We start from the raw sequence: 20,428 nt of genomic DNA on the forward strand, positions 1-20,428 counted from the left end.
AGGTCATTAAATAGCCTGAGTATAGGCTAATTTATCACTCTGATTCCAGCTTTACACAACGGCCCTGCCATTTCCAGACTTAACGGGCTTAAGGGTAGTTTTTGCCAAAAATAGTGAGTATTCTATGGCGAATGTTTGTGACAAGGAGAGAATCAGTGACGACTGTCGCCCGTTTCGAAATCACCTTTACTCAATATATCAATGAAAAAGGTGAACAAAGCCATCCCCTGCCGGCATTCGCCAAAGAGAAAGCCGTGATGCAGGAACTCTATCGCATCATGGTCCGTACCCGAACCTTCGATAAAAAAGCCATTGCCCTGCAACGCACGGGAAAAATGGGCACCTATGCCCCCATTAACGGTCAGGAAGCCATCTCCACCGCCATCGGTCATGCCATGCGCAAGGAAGATATCCTTGTGCCTTATTACCGTGATTATGCCGCCCAGTTTCAACGCGGTGTCAAAATGTCAGAAATTTTGGCTTATTGGGGAGGCGATGAGCGCGGCAGCCAGTTCAGTTGCAATTCCGAAGACTTACCCATTTGTGTCCCCATTGCCTCGCAATGCCTGCACGCAGCCGGCGTCGCGTTTGCATTCAAATACCGTCAGCAACCCCGTGTCGCAGTGACATGCATAGGTGAAGGCGGAACCTCCGAAGGCGATTTTTATGAGGCCTTGAATGTCGCCGGTGCGTGGAAATTACCAGTTGTTTTTGTCGTCAATAACAACCAATGGGCAATTTCCGTACCGCTATCCAAACAGACCGGTACAGAGACTGTCGCTCAAAAAGCCATAGCCGCCGGCTTTACCGGAGTGCAAGTTGACGGCAATGATGTCATTGCCTGCCGCGATGTCATTGGCGAGGCCATTGAAAAAGCCAGACGCGGCGAGGGCCCGACTCTGATTGAAGCCATTACCTATCGTCTTTGCGATCACACCACCGCCGATGATGCAACGCGTTATCAACCTCAGGAGGAAGTTGAACAGGCCAAACTGAAAGAACCCATAGGCCGTTTCAAGCACTTCCTTGAACAACAGAAGTGCTGGTCGGCTGAAGAAGAAAGTCAGTTACAAAACGAGGCCGCCGATTTGGTGCAGGCCGCGGTCGACGAATACCTGTCGCGCCCTGCACAACCCATTACCAGCATTTTTGATTACCATTACGCACAATTACCGGAGTATCTGGTGGAACAGCGTGCAATAGCCATGGAGGAAGCAGGTCATGCCTGATATAACCTTGATTGAAGCGGTGACACAAGCCCTGGCCTATGAATTGGAACATGATGAAAATGTCGTCGTTTTCGGTGAAGACGTCGGTAAAAACGGCGGCGTGTTTCGCGCCACCGTCAATCTGCAGGAGCGATTTGGCGAGCACCGCGTGTTTGATTCGCCGCTGGCGGAATCCATGATTGCAGGCTTAGCCATTGGCATGTCGGTGCAGGGGATAAAACCCGTGGCTGAATTTCAGTTCATGGGTTTTATCTATCCTGCAATGAACCAAATCATTTCTCATGCGGCCAGAATGCGCAATCGCACCCGCGGCCGCCTGCATTGCCCGCTGGTGTTCAGGGCCCCATTTGGCGGCGGGATCCGCGCACCCGAACACCATTCTGAAAGCACCGAGGCTCTGTTTGCACACATTCCCGGCCTGCAGGTGGTTATTCCTTCATCGCCAAAGAGAGCGTATGGCCTGCTGTTGGCCGCCATTCGCAATCCGGATCCGGTGATTTTCCTTGAGCCCAAGCGGATTTATCGGCTGGTTAAACAACCCGTGGAAGACAATGGCGAAGCCCTGCCCTTAGGCCAATGTTTTACTTTAAAAGAAGGCGAGGACGTCACGCTCATCAGCTGGGGCGCCAGCATGCATGAAACGCAGCAGGCCGCCGCGCAATTGGCTGAAGAAGGCATTTCCTGTGAAGTCATTGATGTGGCGACAATCAAACCCTTAGACATCGAAACCATTCTGGCGTCCGTTGAAAAAACCGGCCGCTGCGTGATTGTCCATGAAGGCGCTAAAACAGGCGGCGTTGGCGCTGAAATTTCTGCCCAGATTATGGAACAGGCGATGGATGCCCTGCTGGCCCCGGTTCAGCGCGTCACCGGGTATGATGTGGTGATGCCCTACTTCCAGCTGGAGAAACACTACATTCCCAGCGTCAAACGAATCAAAGACAGCGTCTTAAGCATAATGGAGTGACCATGAACATTTTTAATTTACCTGATCTGGGCGAAGGTCTGCCGGATGCCGAAATTCACGAGTGGTTTGTCAAGGAAGGCGATACCGTCAAAGCCGATCAACCGCTGGTCTCCATGGAAACCGCCAAGGCGGTTGTCGATGTGCCCTGCCCAGAGGCAGGCACCATCGTCAAGCTGTTTGGCAAACCGGGTGACGTCATCAAAACCGGCGAGCCGTTAGTGGCGTTTGCCGCCAGTGAGGGCGTGAAAAAAGCCGACAAGGGCACCGTGGTAGGTAATCTTGAAGAAAGCAGCGAAATCAGCGAAGACCATTTCATTATTGGTGCAAGCCGCAGCAGTGCACAGCGCATCAAGACAACACCTGCAGTCAAGATGCTGGCTAAAAAGCTGGGCGTCAACCTGCAAAGCCTTACTGGGACCGGTGAGCATGGGGTCATTACCCGTCAGGATGTGGAAGCCGCGGCCAATAAACAAACCGTTTTACCCGAAGGCTTTGAACCACTGCGCGGTGTCCGCCGCGCCATGTTAAACAGCATGGTGCAATCGCATCAGGACGTGGTTCCCGTCAGTATTTTTGATGAAGCCGACATTGAATGCTGGAAGGATGGCAATGACATCACTGCCCGCCTGATTCGAGCCATCTGTGACGCATGCCGGGTGGAGCCCGCGCTTAATGCCTGGTTCAATACGCAACATGGCGCGCGCAAATGTTTCGACGAGGTGCATTTAGGATTGGCCATGGACAGTGACGAAGGTCTGTTTGTGCCGGTTATCCATGGAGCCGAACGACGCTCACCGGAAGAATTACGGCAAATCATCAATGAGTACAAACAGGCGGTGCAAGACCGAGCCGTTCTGCCGGAGAAACTAAAGGGAGCCACCATCACCTTATCCAATTTTGGTAAATTCTCTGGGAAGTTTGCAAGCCCGATTATTGTGCCGCCCATGGTGGCTATTTTAGCGGTTGGCCGTCTTTACCAAGGGGCTGTGGTTGAAAACGGCGCGGTCAAATCGCACCGTTTGTTGCCCTTGTCCTTAAGTTTTGATCACCGCGCCGTCACCGGCGGTGAGGCCACCCGCTTTCTGGGTGCCGTGATTCAATCCTTAAGACAACCTTCGTAAATGATGAAAGAAGGGTTGTTGGCGGTTACCTCCAACAACCCCTGATTTAAGCAGCAGGCGCTGCCAACTGATCCAAAGCCTCATCGACCTTATCGACGTTCTTCTCACGCTGGGTCTTGTCCATAAAGAACGTCGCATACCCTTGTGTTGACTTGGAACGGGCCAGTTTAATGCCTAAAGCAATACCAAGCGTGAACAGTCCAGCGACGATATTGGCCACCACAGGGGCAAACCAGGAACGCTCGCTGTGCATTTTGTCGTCTTCGCTGCGTAAAATGTCCCTCATTTCCTCAGTAAAAGAGCTCAATTCCTTTGCAGTGACCTGCTTCCCATCGCCAAGCTTCGCTTCGACAAAATTATCGAGACGATTTTGAAGTTTTTGGGAGACGTTATTAACCGCATTGATCACTGTCTCCGAGTGATTTTGCAATTTCGCATGGTTTTTCATCTCATCAATTCTGTCGTAAAGAGTCTTAAGCGCGTCACTAATCTCTTTTTTGGCAATCTTTTTGGATGAGTTGTTTTCTGTCACGTCATCCTGTTGGATTGATTCATCAGAAAAGTCTTGTCTTCTTTCCTGCAATGCCACCAGCAAACGCCGGAGCATAGGCCGCAACGTTAAACCTGGGAATTCATTTCGGCCGCGTTCAACCAGAGCATGGAGTCGATTAAAAGTCTCCAGATCCCCTTTCTCTTTAAACTCACGCAACAGGGCGCGGAGTTCACCGAGGTAAATTTTACGGTTTTCAGCGTCTTCCGATGAGAAGAAGAAGTCTTTAACAAAGAAACGTTGAGCACGTTGGGCCTCATAGCCGTCTTCGCCGAATAAGCCCAGGTATTCATCCATGACTTTAACACGGCTGGCTATGCGCCGCTGTGTTTGCTCAAGAACCTGCTGGTTATCACGTATTGTCTGATTCAGCGTGGAAATGTTTTGCTTTACAGTGTCCAGTGATTCCTGAAGGTGCTCTTTAAGCGCTGATTCAGATATCGTGTTTGTCAATTCATCCAGCGGCGCTTTTATTTTAACCAGATAGGCCTCAACTTCTTTCCTCTGCTCTTGTTGTTCTTTATCCTCTTCGAGGCTGTGATACTTAAATTTCAGTGAATCCGTGTGCTGCTTAACCTTGTCAGAAATGGCTGCCAAGAGCGCTTGACTGTCTTTTACCAATTGGGTACTGATTTTCACGCTTTCCTCAAGAACGACCCCAAGCGGTTGCTCTTTTTCATACCCTTCTATCAGAACCTCATCTTTTAAAACACCGAGCTTCAAGGCGAAGGCCTGATGTTTTTCCTGCAATTGCAAACGCTTTTTAAGCAAAGCCTCATGACTCGTCAGTAAAACAGAGGCCTCATTCAGACGCTTAGGCACGTCGCTGGATTGGCTGCTAGTGCTTTGCAAACCAAGATCTGCCAATTCCTTTGTCAATTGACCGGCGTCGATTTTAACAGCCTCAAGGTGTTTATTAATTAACGAGCGGGCAAGCGTTTGCAGTTGCCCCAGATTCGCCGCCAATTGTTTATGAATGTTAAGCCGATTGGCTTCATAATCCTGATGATTGGGAATACCCTTTAATTTTTGCAGCAACAACTCGTAAGTGGCCGATAATTGGTGATATTGGTCATACAAAGCCTCGATGGTATTTTCAGCATCAGGCTGATTAATTTTTTCCCCGAGTTTTGCGATTCTTTCTGTCAATTGAATAATTAATCCAATTATTTCGACATTGGGCTTCAGCTCGTCAATGGTCTTTTTGGATGTAATATAAGCGCTTCCTGCTTTTTGCGTTCTGCACTTAGTGACGAAATCTCCTGGTTAAGCGTTACAATGGCTTTTTCCGAAGTGGCCAGATTTTCAGCGATTAAACACACGCCATCATGGATTTTGTCAAAATTCTTTTTTTCCAATCCAAAAGCAGCCTCCTGCGGTTTCCATGCCCGAGTCAGGTCTCTGACGTATAATTTCTGCTCCAGATTTTTCTTTTTCTCACGGCATAGTGTATTAAATAAAAAAGTAGCATATTGGAATTGTTCAGAATTAATATCCAGGCTGCTTTGTTTTTGTTGAAATTGCCATAAACTCTCATTTTGTTCCTGCCTGGCATCTAAAAAGTTTAATAGCTTATCAAAGCTCTTTTTGAAAGGATCAAAAAAGCCAACCTTGAATTTCTCAATATTTCCCATAGCCTTAAAATCAATGACCTGCTTGTTTTTCAGGAGGCATTTTTCGATTTCTGCCATTACCCTCAAATCATCATCTAAGGTGTCTGAGTAGGCTTCAGGTTGCACGGTGTATTGATCCAGTGCCTCCTGGAATAATTTCGATTTTGCTCGAGCGGTCTGTTCAAAATCATGAAGTTCTGCAACTGAGGTGAACGTGACCGATAAAGCGGTACCATCCGTCTCTTTGATTAACTTAGCCAATACGGTGGCTGATTCTTGCACTTCCCTCCATTTTTCAGGAAGAGCATCTTGAAAACCCGGAATCATCTCTTCATGCATCTGTCTGGTCTTGTCAGCCTCAGACAGCGCTTCGTCTGTCTTTGAAGCCTGTTGCATCAACGTGTCCAATTGCTTTTGTTCATCAGACAACTGCTTTTCTTTCTCGGTATGATGCTGCTTGATGCTTTCGATGTTGGTTGAGCGCATGCTTTCTAAAAATGCCCAGGCAGATTGTGCTTTTTTTAATTGAAACCCCATCTCTTCGTGGTGACGTAAGACAACGAGCCGTAAGTGAACCAGGCGCTTGTTCAGGGCATCTCTTGTGTCCTGTTGTGATTTGTACAAGGCGTTGATTTCATCGTTTAATGCGGGATAGGATGCAAGAAGCAATGTGGTATCACGAACCGGAACGGGATTGGCCAGCCTGTCCACTGTTTTCTGATGCAGGTCCAAATTCTCAAGATCACTCTCCGCGCTTAACAGCTCCTTCTCCAACAGCAACATTTGCTGTTCGATATCCGGCTGTTCAAGCTGACGGTCATTGGTGTTAAGCTTATCCAAATCGGCACTTATCGCATCAAGCGTCATTCCTACCGCAGCACTTTCTTCTCTATGAAACGCCAGTTCAGCCTCATACCATGCTTTGTGAATGGTCGGTACCTGGTCTTGCAATAGACCATGCAGTTGCTGCAAACCGGCTTGTTTCTCCTGTATGTCTTTTATTGCCTTCGCATACGCTTTCTTAAGGATTAACTGCGCAGGAACCAGTTTCATGGGGCTACTTTTTATAAAGTACTCCGGGATCTCATCCTCACCCACGACGCCACTGGAAGTTAAACTGGCCATTTGCTGCGTCAGTTCTTTTAACGTCGCGTCAGCCGAAGCAATCACTTCGTGCACACACTCACTCTGCTTATGCAGCAAAGCCGCCTGACTGGCATAGGATTCCCCCTCTAATACGAGCGGTAGGGAAACCCGGGCGCATTGCTCATTAAAGTCTTGCGTCAGATCATCGAGAGCATGTTGGGCTTTGTTAAAGCGGGCTTGTTTTTCACTCTGGCTTTTCGCCTCAGCGATCCCTTCTTCGGTATCTGCCAACCTTGTTAAATAGTCTGCGAGACCGGCCTTAATGACGTCGTCGGCCATGCCGCGGTTATTGTTGAACAGGGACTGCAAATCGAGGGTGACGGATTGATTGCTGAATTCTATTTTAAATACATAATGCTTCGCCTCACCCTCTCCCGGCGTATACGACGCGGTAAATAAAGCGGGAATTTTGATTTTCAGCGCATCAGGGTTTAAGAAGGAGAATAACTCATCAATGGATTCCGGCATCGCCTTCAGGCCATACCAACAGTCGACAGCCAGGGCATAGCTCATGGGGTGCGCTACGAAAAAGGTATAGGGGAATTTACCATCCAGTAGTTTGGGTAATGCTTTTTTGAAGTCGTCTGGTTTTGAACTGCTAAAGTCCCATCCATCAATGAAGCGATCGACCTCTTTCAGGATTAACTCCAGGTCCACACCAGGAATGGCAAGCGCATTTTCGAAGATTTTCGCCTGCCTCAATTCGGCTTTAAAATGCTCGCGGAATTTATCGAGTACCTCAGCATTGATGCTTTTTATCCCTCCCGCTTTACAGGCATTTTTAATAAGCGTATCAACATGCATTTTAATGGCTTTGATTACTGCCCGCTCAGGTGTAGAAAACACGTCCATGTACTTTTTAGAAATATCTTCAATCGTGCTTTTGATGCTTGACCAGGTGAGGATACCGGGGTTTTTGCCGGATTCAAACTCAGGCAATACCTTCTCTTTCAGGGCCGTCACCGTCGCGGCCACGGCAGCCAGTTGCGATTTCGCATAGCTTAATTCCTGTGATTGGGGAGCGCTGGCATACTCTTTCTGCAATGCCTCGATCTTGCGTTCAAGACGGTTTAAAAACTGACCAAAACCACTGTCAGCGATGGTTGTAAAGGGCTTTCCAGATGCTCGACGTCCCATATGACCTACCTCAAGCTTAATGATGGGTATACTTTATAGTAGGAAGCTTAAGTAATTATTAAGCTCATTTAAACAGAGCGTTTTTTTTAAGTGTAAGTTGTACAATTTTCTATTTGACGCAGCACCTTAATCGAATGCGGCCATTGGTTCTTAAAAAAAAAAGAAGTGAGCTCTTTCCGCGATAACGGCGTGAGTTCAATGGCTACTCGTTAGCCGTTATTTCAAATCGACAGCGGATACAGGTATTATAATTGACTATTCAAGTGTTTTACCCAGAACAAGGATGTCCATTAATGAGCAGGAAGCCGTTACTCTTCCCCGTTTTAATGCTGTTATTACTGCCGGTTCTTCTGGTTGCTGGCTGCGGTTCTTCACCGGCAAACAACGCCACGGCGCCGGCTGAAGTCGACGTCGCTCATCCGCTGGCAAAGAAAATTGTTGATCTTGATGAATACACTGGGCGTTTCCAGGCCATTGAAGAAGTGGATATTCGCGCCCGGGTTACCGGTTATCTGGATGCCATTCGTTTTAAAGACGGCCAGCTAGTGGAAAAAGGCGACGTGCTTTTCATCATCGATCAACGCCCTTTCCGCTATGCCTTAACACGGGCCGAAGCACAACTGGTATTAGCCAAACGTCAATATGAACGCGCCACCCAGTTAAAAAAGGAAAGTTTTATTTCCAATGAAGTCATTGATCAACGCTGGCAGGAAATGCAGACCGCCAAAACGCGGCTTGATGAAGCAAAGCTCAACCTCGAATACACCGAAATCAAATCGCCAATAAGCGGCAAAATCAGCCGCTACTTTGTCAGCGTCGGTAATCTCATCCGCATGAATGAGACGGTTTTAACGCGGGTGGTATCGACGGATCCCATTCATTTTTATTTTGAAACCAGCCAGAATGAATTATTGAAATACATCCGTCTCACGCAGTCCGGACAGGGTTTGCGCACAGAGCAGGGCGGCAGTACGATTCACATCAAGCTTCAGGATGAACAGGATTTCATCCATGAAGGCAAAATGGATTTTATGGATAACGTCGTGGATACAGGCACAGGCACAGTTCAATCGCGAGCCATCGTCCCCAATCCCGACGGCATTATCTACCCCGGTTTATTTGGCCGGGCACGTTTGGCTGGCAGCGCCGAGTATGACGCCCTTCTTCTGCCGGACAAAGCCATTAATACCGAACAAACCCGTAAATACGTCTATGTCGTGGATGATAAAAACCGGGTTCAGCGTGTGTATGTTGACTTAGGTCCCCAGCGTGACAGCGGCTTTTATGTGATAAAGAAGGGATTAAAAGGCAATGAGTGGGTTGTCATTAATGGCATTCAGCGAATCCGTGCCCCGGATCAGGAAGTCAGGCCTGTAAAAATTCCCTTAAGCGAAGATGAATAATGGACAAGGATCGACTGCATGAGAATGGCCCATTTTTTTATTGACAGACCTATTTTTGCCACGGTCATTTCGATCATTATCGTGCTGGTCGGCGGCCTGTCCTATTTCAATCTGCCCGTCGAACAATACCCGCAGGTGGTTCCGCCCACGATTCAGGTCACCGCGTCCTATCCTGGCGCTAACGCTAACACGGTGGCTGACACAGTGGCCACCCCCATTGAGCAGGAAATTAACGGCGTCGAAGGCATGCTCTACATGAGTTCGCAATCAACCGATGATGGCCAAATGCGGCTCACCATCACTTTTCAATTGGGAACTAACCTCGATCAGGCTCAGGTTCTGGTACAAAATCGCGTGGCCATCGCTGAAGCAAAGCTTCCTGAAGAGGTCAGGCGTTTAGGGGTGACCACCGCCAAAAACTCACCTGACTTGCTGCTGGTGATTAATTTATACTCACCCAATGGCCAATACGATCAGACCTTTATTGGTAATTATGCCGTGCTGCAAATCCGAGATCGCATCAAACGAATTGAAGGTGTAGGCGATGTGCGCCTGTTTGGGGCAAGTGAATATGCCATGCGTTTATGGTTGAATCCCGATCTCATTGACTCGTATGAGCTGACGCCCAATGATGTTCTCGAAGCCCTGCGTTCACAGAATATTCAGGTCGCCAGCGGCGCATTAAACCGACAACCCCAAAAAAAACAATACGGCATTGAATACAACATTGAAACACAGGGGCGTTTGATAAAACCCGAAGAATTCGAAAACATCATCATCAAATCCGGCGAAGGCGGCCGCATTCTTCGTCTTAAAGACATCGGCCGGGTTGAACTCGGATCGCAGGACTACCTTACACGCGGCTACCTCGGCAAATACCCCGCAGTGGCCCTGCCTGTTTTCCAGCGTCCAGGCACTAACGCACTGGCCACCACGGATGCCATTATCGCAGCCATGAATGATCTGTCGACACGCTTCCCCAAGGGCATTGACTACAAAATTGCCTACAACCCCACGGAATTTGTTAAAGAATCCATCCGTGAAGTATCCAAAACCATTTTTGAAGCCATTGTTCTGGTCGTGCTGGTCATTCTTGTTTTTTTACAGTCCTGGCGCGCCGCCATTATTCCGGTTGTAGCGATTCCTATTTCATTAATCGGCACCTTTGCCGTCATGCAGGCCATTGGCTTTTCACTGAATTACCTGACCTTGTTTGGATTGGTGTTAGCCATCGGCATTGTCGTGGATGACGCCATTGTCGTGGTTGAAAACATGGAGCGGAATATAGAGGCTGGTTTGGGTGTACGTGACGCGGCCAGGAAAACCATGAGCGAAGTAGGTTCGGCTTTGGTCGCGATTGGCCTGGTTCTTATTGCCGTCTTTCTACCGACGATCTTCCTTAAAGGCATATCCGGACGCTTTTATCAGCAATTTGGTGCAACGGTTTCAGTTGCCACAGCCATTTCAGTTTTTGTGTCCCTGACCTTAAGTCCTGCGCTGGCTGCTCTGCTGCTTAAGGCGCATCATCACAGGGAAGGCGAAACCATTCCTTTTTTCAAAAGACCATTGCTCGCCTTTAACCGTTTTCTGCAATCCCTTTCCAAACGCTATGGCAAAGCCATCAGCGCGCTGACACGCCGTGCAAGTGTGGTTTTGGTCGTCTATCTGGTGTTAATTTCCCTCACTGCGCTGCTCTTTTATGTTGTTCCACGCGGATTTATCCCCAAGCAGGATCAGGGCTATTTTATCGTGTCCATTCAACTGCCGCCGGGGGCGTCATTAAGCCGAACCGACCAGGTAGTGCAGATGGCCATTGCCAAAATTCTTGAAACACCCGGCATTGCCAATGCCGTGGCCTTCACCGGATTTTCAGGCGCCACCTTCTCAAACTCATCCAATGCTGCCGCGATTTTCTCGGTCATGAGCTCGTTTAGGGAGCGTGAACGCCTGGGGTTAAGCTATAACGACATGCTCTCTACCTTAAGGCAAAAACTGAATACGATTAAGGAAGCCGTGATTGTCGTCATTCCACCGCCGCCCGTCCGGGGAATTGGTAACGCTGGCGGATTTAAAATGATGATTCAGGATCGCGGCGGGCGCGGCATTGAGGTGTTAACCGAGGCGGTTGCCACCTTGGCTGAACAGGCCAACAAGTCGCAGGCAGCCACGTCCGTCTTCACTTTTTTTGAAAACAGCACGCCAAGAATCCGCTTGCAGCTCGACCGCGAGAAGGCGGAGCGCCTGGGCGTACCTGTCGCACGAATCACGGAAGCACTGGAAGTTTATCTTGGATCCGTCTTCATCAATGACTTCAATTATTTAGGTCGGACTTTTCGTGTCATCGCTCAGGCTGACTCAGACTATCGCCATACGGCCGATGATTTGCTGCGCATCAAGGTGAGAAACAACCGGGGGGAGATGGTGCCTATCGGCTCTGTCGCAACCATGGAAAACACCATAGGGCCCACCCGCTGGCCTCGGTACAACCTGTATAATGCCATTGATCTGCTGGGTGATATTGCCCCGGGATACAGTACCGGCGATACACTCGCGACGATGGAAAATTTAGCTGCTCAATACCTGCCGGATGGCATTGGTTATGAATGGACGGAAATTGCCTACCAGCAGAAAGCCGTCGGTCATACCGCAATCATTGCTTTTGTATTAAGCGTCATTTTTGTGTTTTTAGTATTAGCCGCTCTCTATGAAAGCTGGATCTTACCACTGGCGGTTATTCTCATTGTTCCCATGTGCCTGTTCTCATCCATGATAGGCATTCAATTACTGGGTATGGAAAACAACATCATGACCCAGATTGGTTTTATTATCCTTATCGGTCTTGCCTGTAAAAATGCCATTCTAATCGTCGAATTCGCACGCAAACTGGAACTTGGCGGTGCCAACCGCTGGAAAGCGGCAATTTTAGCCGCCAAACTGAGGCTTCGACCCATCCTGATGACTTCCTTTGCCTTTATTTTAGGTGTATTTCCCTTAGTCATTGCCGCAGGTGCAGGCGCAGAAATGAGACGGGCCTTAGGTGTGGCGGTCTTCAGCGGCATGCTGGGCGTCACTTTTTTTGGGTTAATTTTTACCCCGGTTTTTTATGTATTAACCAGCCGATTCAGCCGGCATAACCGGCCAAAATTAGATTAACTGAATGTTGGCCTGGACATGGCCTGAATGGCCAGGGTTTCATTGACCCACTGATTGAGCCCCACCATTCGCTGGGCTACAATGGCTGCAGCCACTTGATCATTCACGAAAGGTTGTGGGGGTCGAGCGCCCGAGGGAGAACCGGCTTCGACCTGGGGTTGGGTCTCTGATTGTTCCGAGACTTTGGCTAAATAAGCTCTCAAATGACTGTTTTGTTCCTTCATTTTGAAGTTAATGCGTAAATTACGCTCCTCTTTCTCGCCATGACGATCCTCTACAATCAGACGATAGCGGGAAGTCGATAACCGGAAGGTTGCGCCTTTAGCATTCACGATCTGATCGCCGGCATGTCTTGTCACGTCATCAATAATCGGGAGGGATTGGGTTATTCGCACCAATCGCGGCGGCAAGGCACCCACAACAACGGGAAAATCATACGTGTCTCTGATTTGCTCCTCATCCATGCAGCCGATGATGCCGGTTTTATAGAACTCGATAAGGCTTTTGCATTCGCTGGTATTCACCCCTTTTTCATGGTCTCTCATGTACTGATACAAGTCTTCGAAATCGGATTGATTGGACAACATGGCAATACTATCCAGAGCCAGGTAAGGGCAGGTTCGGCCAGCAATCTGCAGGATCGTAGTCGGTAGGTACACGGTTGTTTTGCAAAATTCTGCCAGGCCGCCAAATCGGATCGAGTCGCTCAACAACAAGGCCAGCATTACAGATTGCTTCATGCCCAGGGGATCACAGATGAGCACATCCAGTGTCGGTTTGCCCTCTGCGTTTGCCTTAAACACAAACTCCACAAAAGACCAGTGGGTCAAGGCAGAACCTTTATTACCCACCGCCACCTGAAACCTAAAATCGCAGGCATTGCTGTCAATGATTGTGATCAACGCGTTATCAAGTTCAGCAATTTCTGAGCTGAGCATGGCAAAGGCATGCAAATCGCTGCCTTTTTCTTGCCGCTCACAGCGTTTAACATGCAAAGACAGAGCCATTGCTTCAACCGGAATATCGCCGGGTTGACCAAACTCTTTAAGGAGGTGTTCCATTTCAGATACAGACTTCATTTAGGACTACTCGTTTTTTCAGTATCCCAACATTATGCACAACTGCTGTAGTTTTTTCAATCAGTTTGTTTCATATTTGCATAAATATGCACGTTTTTATTGCAATGACTCTCATTTAGTGTAAAATTTGCCCAGTTATGAAACTGAAAATTTTAGCGATTATTACAGGGATAGCGATTGCCGTCTTAAGCTTCACCGTCTGGCTTAAAAAACCCAATGCGCTTAAACTTCGACCTGCAGCATTTAAGGCACTGCCTGGCTGGCAACAGGCGGATCTCGTCCAGTCATTAACCACCTTTAAACACTCGTGCAAAACCTTTCTGCGCCAGGATCCGCGCGCTCAGGCAGGCAGTCACAGGATTCCGCTGTTGGTTAAGGATTGGCAACCGGCCTGTCAGGCAGCGCTCGCCATCCATCACCTCGACAGGCAATCAGCCCGTGCTTTTTTTGAAACATGGTTTACCCCGGTTGAATTTTACAACAACCGTCCAGTCAAGGGGCTTTTCACTGGCTATTACATGCCGCTGCTTTATGGCAGTCTGACTAAAACCGAGGCGTTTCATGTGCCAATTTATGGCCTCCCCTCGAATTTAGTGACCGTCAATCTCGGTGATTTCAATTCCCGGTATAACCATTCCCGTATTGTCGGGCGGTTGCAGGGCAATCAGTTGGTTCCCTACCCTACCCGAAAACAAATTAATGAAGGGGCCATTGAGGGTAAAGCTCCCGTTCTGGTTTGGGTTAACAGTGCCATTGATCGCCTTTTTCTGGAAATTCAGGGCTCAGGCGTTGTACAACTACCCGATGGACGCCGGTTGTATGTCGGGTATGCCGGTGAAAACGGCGCACCGTATACGCCAGTCGGGCGCATCCTGGTTGAAAAAGGGATTATGACTAAAAAAACCGCCTCCATGCAAGGCATCCGGGCTTACCTTGAAGCGCATCCTGACGAAATGGACAGGATTATTAATCAAAACAAATCCTTTGTCTTTTTCCGTATCCTCAAGCAAACAGCCGCATTGGGTGCACAGGGGATTGCACTGACCCCCGGTTATTCGTTAGCAGTAGACAGGCAATGGATCCCGCTGGGAGCACCTCTCTGGCTGAGCACAACCCATCCCGACAAGACCCATCAGGACAGGAAAACCCTGCAACGGCTGATGATAGCCCAGGATACCGGTGGGGCCATTCGCGGCATGGTCAGGGGGGATGTTTTCTGGGGTGCAGGCCAAACAGCAACCGACATCGCAGGAAAAATGAAGAACAAGGGACGATACTGGCTATTATTGCCAAGGCATTCCATCCCGCATCTGCCTAAATCACTTTCTTAATCGGCCGAAGGCGATTTTTCAAGGAGTGACTTAAGCAGAGGACTTAAGAGGATGGCCTTGGGCTCCACCTCAACGGGGAGAGATCCTGCGCTTAAAATTTCTTCCAGGCTGACAATTTTGTAGCCATTTTTCTGGTACATTTCAATAATATCTTTAAGCACCAGGCTGTTCAGCAGATTGGCATGGATTAACAAAATCTGCCTGGAATCCGCATCACCCCGCTTTTTTGCCCTGGCTTCCGCTTTTAGTGTCTGGTTCCAGATAAACGTTAAATAACGTTTTTTAAATGAGGGCAGATTCTGCTGGCGATTACGCCAGTGAATCGCTAAAAATTGTGCGTTGAATTGAAAGTCTTTACTGTCTACAGTGACTGGGGCGATCACATAGCCATGAGCGGTTAAAAAATCATATACCTGCTGTTTTTTTTCACCTTGACTTTCGGCTAAATAAGGGTAGCGGAAATACTTGTTGCCAACCAGTAAAGGCGCCAATACCTTGTCAGCACGCTCGATGTCCTGGGTGTATTGCTGCGCCGTCACGCTGTTTAAACTGCGGTGAGAATAGGTATGATTTCCCAGCAGATAACCGTCATTACGAAATTTCTCCAATAACTGCCACTGATCTTTTTCGATGGTTCCAGCGATCACAAAGCAGGCCGCCGGAACTTTGTATTGATTTAAGGTATCCAGGATTTTAGTGAGCCGTTCATTTTCACGCCGGATTCGTCCAGGATCATTGTGGGTTGAGCCTACAAAGGGAAGATCATCAATGGTAATGGCTATCTCCCGTACTTGCGCAAACAGGGTTGAACAGGAAAAACACACCAAACCCAGCAAGAATTGACTATAGTTTTTCAGCATGATCTGTCCTTATGATTATGCAGGCTAAGTGATGATTTTCCACCTGATTGGCTTAGTATTACTTTAAACAGACCATTTACACAATACGTCCTTCTCCCCGGCCCTCGCTAGAGGCGGGGAAGAGTCCCCCTAGACATCACAATCAAGCCATTGCAATTCCCATAATTCATAAAGAAACAACTGATTATCCTTGTTGTTTAAATACGGAGTCAGTTCTGTCAGCGGCACAAACCGATTGTCGGCGACCAGCTTAATGAGTGACGAGGACACACCTTCCGTGTTCCAGCCGCAACCGTTAACAAACAGCTTCAATGTGTCATCGGACTGGATTTCATAGGCAAAACGGCACAAACTGTTACGCGTTAAACCAGGACTGTTTTCAAGTTCTGATAAAAAAAGCTCCAAATCGTCTGTTTCTTCATTAGGAATAGGTAACAGTTCTTCAGCCTGCTGATCCAGACGGGTTACAAAACAACCAAACCAGTGACGCAGCCTCTCCTCGTCATCAAGGATGTTTTGCAAAACACGCTTGGCCTCACGGATGGCCTGAGCAGGCAACTCCCCGCTGCCCTTCAGGTTACGCCAGTCCGGATCCTGATATAACTCATGGTGCAGGCTGTTTTCTGCCAGGTATTCACCAAAACTTTCCCATAATTCCAACGATTGATAACTTCGGTATCCGAAGGAGTAAGTCATGCAATCCGGAGATAGGGAAATACCGTGATGGGCGATGTGAGGCGGCAGATACAGCATGTCGCCCGGTTCTAAAATAAATTCTTCTTCAACGAGGAATTTATCCATGATACGCAAATCAACATTGGGTAAATAATTTTCCATTTCACAATGCTTTGATGACAGCAGCCATTGACGTCGGCCCTGAGCTTGAAACAGAAAAACATCATAATGATCATAGTGAGGTCCAACACTGCCCTGCTCTACCGCATAGCTAATCATAACATCATCAACACGCCAATGGGGTAAAAAATTGAAATGGTCGAGTAAGGCTGCCACTTCCGGGATGAAGCGATCAACGCCCTGCACCAGTAAAGTCCAATGACTTCGCGGCAATTGAGTGAAATCACGCTCCTGGAACGGTCCACGCTTTAGATGCCAGAATGGCTTTTTTTCCGGCGTATGAATAACGAGACGGCTTTCCACGTCCTCTTCAAGCGCAAGCCCCGCCAACTCATCGCCGCTTAAAAGATTAATAAAATCGGGCAATGCTTTTCTAAAAACCAGCGGTTTCTTCTGCCAGTATTGCGCGAGGAAATCCTCTTTGTTCAGGTTTTGAAAATTAATCATATCAAACTCCTTACGAGTCTTAGGCCGTATGGCAAATGACACGGCCGGGAAGCGGCCCCTTGCTGCCCATGACCTGATTTTGATAGGTTACTTCGCAATCCGTTAAATTGGGCGGCAGTTTTTTTGTCAATGCAATGATGGTTTGGTTGTATTCACAGAGCATGTAAACCGCATCTTTGGGGGAAAAGGTCCATTTTGCCCGGCGGCTGTTGTTAATATCCGGTTTAAGCAAGGCCAGCTCATCCGGTTTGCCGGAGTAAAAAGAAATGCCGTCAAGAAAATAGGTCGCTGCGGGCACAAAGGCATCCCACCCCTGATAGGTTTTCTTAAGAGCCTGCGTGACATCAATGGTGGGCAGGCAGGCAGGCGAAATGCTGTTCACCCGACTGACCGGAGAAATCCCCTGTTCTGCAAAAACCGGGTGTTGAACCAGCAAAACGATCGTTATCAACAGACTGACCGGCCTGATTTTGTTCATTGCTTATCCTTTTTGATGACGAGGGGAGGAAAATGTTACCTATACTACCAAACATCCTGGCAATAAAAACGCTTTGGGTACAATTAATCTTTTAAAACCATTTCTGGCTAACAGGCTTGCGCTTTGTCTTAAGAAAGGCACTTGACTATAATTAATTTGATCGATATGTACAAAGGAAGGTCATTATGAGCACCCAATACAACAAGCCAAGGTTGTTATCAATGGCACTGACCTTAGCTTTCTTACTGCCATTATCCATCGCCAAGAGTTACGCTGAAGGCAGAACGGCCACACCCTCTCAGCCCTTGCCAGCAGGCCCGCAGTTAGCCTTTTACTTCATGCTCGAGCAAGGTTACTACCCGCCGCCTGCCTACATTTATTACGGCCCTAAACACCGTCATCGCTATTACTGGACAGGTTGGCAACCCATTTATTGGCGTCATGGCATACGTTGTCAGCAACGCTGCCTGATCAATCAATGGAATGGCCGTATTCTTCAATGTGAACGACGTTGCTTTTAGGCTGAAAAAGTATTGGTGTAGGTGAATAATTGCTGCCAATGCTTCTCTGCTGAACGGCCGCCTCGGCTAAAGAAACCCGGTAAGAGTTTCTCGGAGTAGAGGCGGCTTTTTCTATTATTGGCATCAGCTCCCTCCAGGAGTGAATCGAGGCCGTTTTCCCTGAAGCGTTTTTCAGTCTGTTCATAAGCTGACTGCAATTCGCGCGGCAAATCCGGGAGTGTCGCTTTCTTTGCGGGCAACAGCGTCTTGATGAAATCCAACTTTTCCTGGACGGCAGCGAGATAATTGCTGCGCATTGCATTGTATTCAGCAGGGACCTTATCCGCTGGGACCGCCAGAAGTTCTTCAATGGAAAATTCTTTCTTCTTGTCTTTTTCCTTTGTTTTGGGTTGGTCCTTTTCAGGTTTTACTGCGCTTCTCGCTTTATGCCCGTGGTAGATTCTTAAATGCTTTTTAGTCAATGCATCCCCTTCACGGCCCGCACCGGCCTGCATTTGCTGTTTTTCTGCTTTTTTCTGATCTTTCCATGCGAGCAGGAAAGCATTCATGTTGTTCTGAAGGGTATTTAAGTTCTCATCGATAAACGTCAAATCTTTACCTATTACGGTAACAAGGGGAAGACTATCCTCTGACTGGTGATCTTTGATATGCTGCCTTAAGCGTTTAAAATTGCCGGCCGGTGAATACATATCCAGAAGGTGGTTGAGCTTTTTCCTGCTGATTGCCGGCAATTCGTCTTCACAGCGAAGATAACTGTCCAGAAGATTCAGCGTGACAGATACCAGCATCCCCCCCTCATAGCAATTCCGTGAAAAGAGAATATCCGCCACATCGATCCAGCGTCGAAACGCATTAAGCCTGGCTGCCCGGCTTTTATGCTCAAGAATGTCCCGTCTCACATAGTATTGCAGCGTGTGGTGAGCATGAAAATACGCCTTTTGCCGCGGAGTTCCTTTTTTATCATTGGAAAATCCGGCTACATTAGCCAAATCATCTTCGGTCAGGTTAGCAAACGCCTTGCGAAGCGTGAGGTTAATTAATTTGGCGTGCTGATGGGCAAGCGAGGATTCAATGTAACAGTAGAGTTGATGGGCCTTTCGATTCTTTTTGATTTGACTCTGAATATCAGAATGTGAGATCAACCGATCCCAGCGAATGGAAAAGAATGGATCCCGATGAGTAGTGATGTTCTTTTTAAGCCAGGTAATTATGTTACGCTCAGCCATTCTGCAATCCTGTTGTACCCAAATAAGTTACCTTACCAGTCAATCAGGAATTATGCAAAATAATCAATCAAACCACGACTATTTTTGATTACATTGGTCTCCTGGCTGCCTTCCTCTCCAACCTGGGAAACCTGGGTACCCGCCTGTTGTGCATGCCCCGGCTGCCTGCCCGCTTGATGCTGACTGGCATTGGACTCAATATTGAATTGCGACAGGTTAATTCCCTGCTCCGACATCATGTCCCGCAGTCTTGGGATCGCCTGCTCAATCATGTCCCGCACGTGCAGGGTATGCGCAGTGATAGTCAATGACGCCTCATCCTTATGAAACTTGATATTGACCTCAAGGGGCCCTAGCTCCTGAGGATTCAAGCGAATCACTGCCCGGTCGATTTTTTGCTGGCCAAGCCAGGTAATCTGTTGTGAAAATTGACTACCCCATTCCGGGCTATCCACTAACACAGGCAATTCAAGACTTTTGGAGGGCATCGGAACCTGAGGTGTGGGCGAAGCCTGAGTTTTAGTCTGGTTTATTGCGCCCATTACACCATTGAAATGGTTCACTGTGGCCTCTGCGTTAAGGCGTTTTTCCAGACGGGTGGCCGACTCTGCCATTGTCAGCAGCTTATCGTCCACCTTGAGGCTTGCGTCCATTTCCTTTTTATTGCCGGGGAGCTCGTTCATTAAAGACAGCGCATCAACGTCACCTCCTTCAGCCGATGAAACGTCTGTAGCCGGAGTATTGACCTTGCCGCCTTGACCAGTCGCAGGCTGAGACGGCGGAATCAGAAAGGTCTGTTTTTCGGAAACCATGGCTGCATCGGTATTCAAAAGGCTGACAGCCACAGGCATTGCATCGTCACCAGACACGGGGTTTGGCGGTTCAAAGCCAGTCGCTGTAAACCAGGCTAAATGGGGACTTTCATTCGCAGGTAAGGGAATGATGGTTTCCGCCAAAGAGGTTTCATCCGGCAGTACGGGGGGTTCAGACAAAACCGGAAGCTCCGGTTCAGACGCTGCAACCACGGGCAAGTCGACCGGCAGAGTAACGGGAAGGGGCATTTGCCCGGGAGCGGCTGCGTCCGGGTTTTCAGCAGACTGGTCGGCTCCCTGATTAAGCGCGTCACCCGTCAGCACATCCTCCATGACGCTTTTAAAATCGTCATTGGTAACTAATTGACCATTTTCGTCACTTTCAATGCCCAAAGGGGAAATAGTGTCTGGGTTTGTCACCTGAGTGACAGGCAATTGAGTCACATCCATCGCTATCCTGCGCTGTATCATTCAATGGTGATCTTCACTGCAATATCTGT

15 protein-coding genes are annotated in these 20,428 nt (G+C 48.3%); 7 read left to right on the forward strand and 8 right to left on the reverse strand.

Annotation, left to right across the window (positions count from 1 at the left end; translation table 11 throughout):
- Window positions 1-155: 155 nt before the first annotated feature.
- From pdhA to Lrub_RS00460, 3 genes are read left to right on the forward strand one after another with little or no spacing between them, the layout of a single operon-like run.
- On the forward strand, window positions 156-1,229 hold the full coding sequence (pdhA, locus tag Lrub_RS00450; protein WP_058530227.1) for a pyruvate dehydrogenase (acetyl-transferring) E1 component subunit alpha: 1,074 nt from the start codon (window positions 156-158) through the stop codon (window positions 1,227-1,229).
- Window positions 1,222-2,196 (forward strand): alpha-ketoacid dehydrogenase subunit beta, encoded by a 975-nt coding sequence (locus tag Lrub_RS00455; protein WP_058530228.1) that lies wholly within the window; start codon window positions 1,222-1,224, stop codon window positions 2,194-2,196. The genes pdhA and Lrub_RS00455 overlap by 8 nt, the downstream gene beginning before the upstream one ends.
- Before the next feature lie 2 nt (window positions 2,197-2,198).
- Complete coding sequence (locus Lrub_RS00460; RefSeq protein ID WP_058530229.1) at window positions 2,199-3,317, forward strand: dihydrolipoamide acetyltransferase family protein; 1,119 nt, start codon at window positions 2,199-2,201, stop codon at window positions 3,315-3,317.
- Window positions 3,318-3,363: 46 nt separating this feature from the next.
- On the opposite strand, the gene Lrub_RS00465 is transcribed toward Lrub_RS00460, so the two are convergent.
- Together Lrub_RS00465 and Lrub_RS00470 are read right to left on the reverse strand one after the other, a co-directional pair.
- Window positions 3,364-5,016, reverse strand: a complete 1,653-nt coding sequence (locus Lrub_RS00465; protein WP_058530230.1) for a coiled-coil domain-containing protein — start codon at window positions 5,014-5,016, stop codon at window positions 3,364-3,366.
- A 35-nt stretch (window positions 5,017-5,051) separates the two neighbouring features.
- Complete coding sequence (locus Lrub_RS00470; protein ID WP_058530231.1) at window positions 5,052-7,763, reverse strand: coiled-coil domain-containing protein; 2,712 nt, start codon at window positions 7,761-7,763, stop codon at window positions 5,052-5,054.
- Window positions 7,764-8,056: 293 nt separating this feature from the next.
- On the opposite strand from Lrub_RS00470, the gene Lrub_RS00475 reads away from it, so the two are divergent.
- Both Lrub_RS00475 and Lrub_RS00480 read left to right on the forward strand, forming a co-directional pair.
- The gene (locus tag Lrub_RS00475) at window positions 8,057-9,166 is read left to right on the forward strand and encodes an efflux RND transporter periplasmic adaptor subunit (RefSeq protein ID WP_058530232.1); all 1,110 of its coding nucleotides are present in this window, start codon (window positions 8,057-8,059) and stop codon (window positions 9,164-9,166) included.
- A gap of 18 nt (window positions 9,167-9,184) precedes the next feature.
- Window positions 9,185-12,319 carry an efflux RND transporter permease subunit gene (locus tag Lrub_RS00480; protein ID WP_058530233.1) on the forward strand — a complete coding sequence of 1,045 codons (3,135 nt, stop codon included), beginning with the start codon at window positions 9,185-9,187 and terminating at the stop codon, window positions 12,317-12,319.
- Here Lrub_RS00480 and Lrub_RS00485 read toward each other — a convergent pair.
- Window positions 12,316-13,398: a hypothetical protein gene (locus Lrub_RS00485; RefSeq protein WP_133134069.1), complete on the reverse strand. Its 1,083-nt coding sequence runs from the start codon at window positions 13,396-13,398 to the stop codon at window positions 12,316-12,318. The two genes, Lrub_RS00480 and Lrub_RS00485, sit on opposite strands and share 4 nt — an antisense overlap.
- Window positions 13,399-13,535: 137 nt before the next feature.
- On the opposite strand from Lrub_RS00485, the gene mltA reads away from it, so the two are divergent.
- Window positions 13,536-14,729 (forward strand): murein transglycosylase A, encoded by a 1,194-nt coding sequence (gene mltA, locus Lrub_RS00490; protein ID WP_058530235.1) that lies wholly within the window; start codon window positions 13,536-13,538, stop codon window positions 14,727-14,729.
- On the opposite strand, the gene Lrub_RS00495 is transcribed toward mltA, so the two are convergent.
- The 3 genes from Lrub_RS00495 to Lrub_RS00505 form a co-directional block, all read right to left on the reverse strand.
- Window positions 14,726-15,589: a polysaccharide deacetylase family protein gene (locus Lrub_RS00495; protein WP_058530236.1), complete on the reverse strand. Its 864-nt coding sequence runs from the start codon at window positions 15,587-15,589 to the stop codon at window positions 14,726-14,728. The genes mltA and Lrub_RS00495 overlap by 4 nt on opposite strands.
- A 129-nt stretch (window positions 15,590-15,718) precedes the next feature.
- A complete protein-coding gene (locus Lrub_RS00500; protein WP_058530237.1) occupies window positions 15,719-16,891 on the reverse strand; it encodes a cupin domain-containing protein in 1,173 nt (390 codons plus the stop codon).
- A gap of 19 nt (window positions 16,892-16,910) precedes the next feature.
- Window positions 16,911-17,369: an STY0301 family protein gene (locus Lrub_RS00505; RefSeq protein WP_058530238.1), complete on the reverse strand. Its 459-nt coding sequence runs from the start codon at window positions 17,367-17,369 to the stop codon at window positions 16,911-16,913.
- 185 nt (window positions 17,370-17,554) lie between these two features.
- Here Lrub_RS00505 and Lrub_RS00510 point away from each other — a divergent pair, with 185 nt between their 5' ends.
- On the forward strand, window positions 17,555-17,890 hold the full coding sequence (locus Lrub_RS00510; RefSeq protein ID WP_058530239.1) for a hypothetical protein: 336 nt from the start codon (window positions 17,555-17,557) through the stop codon (window positions 17,888-17,890).
- On the opposite strand, the gene Lrub_RS00515 is transcribed toward Lrub_RS00510, so the two are convergent.
- Window positions 17,887-19,116, reverse strand: coding sequence for a RasGEF domain-containing protein (locus Lrub_RS00515; protein ID WP_058530240.1), 1,230 nt, complete (start codon window positions 19,114-19,116; stop codon window positions 17,887-17,889). The two genes, Lrub_RS00510 and Lrub_RS00515, sit on opposite strands and share 4 nt — an antisense overlap.
- Window positions 19,117-19,166: 50 nt before the next feature.
- On the reverse strand, window positions 19,167-20,399 hold the full coding sequence (locus Lrub_RS00520) for a flagellar hook-length control protein FliK (protein ID WP_082651390.1): 1,233 nt from the start codon (window positions 20,397-20,399) through the stop codon (window positions 19,167-19,169).
- Window positions 20,400-20,428: the final 29 nt, after the last annotated feature.

It is taken from the genome of Legionella rubrilucens, from assembly GCF_001468125.1.
GTDB classification, from domain to species: domain Bacteria; phylum Pseudomonadota; class Gammaproteobacteria; order Legionellales; family Legionellaceae; genus Legionella_C; species Legionella_C rubrilucens.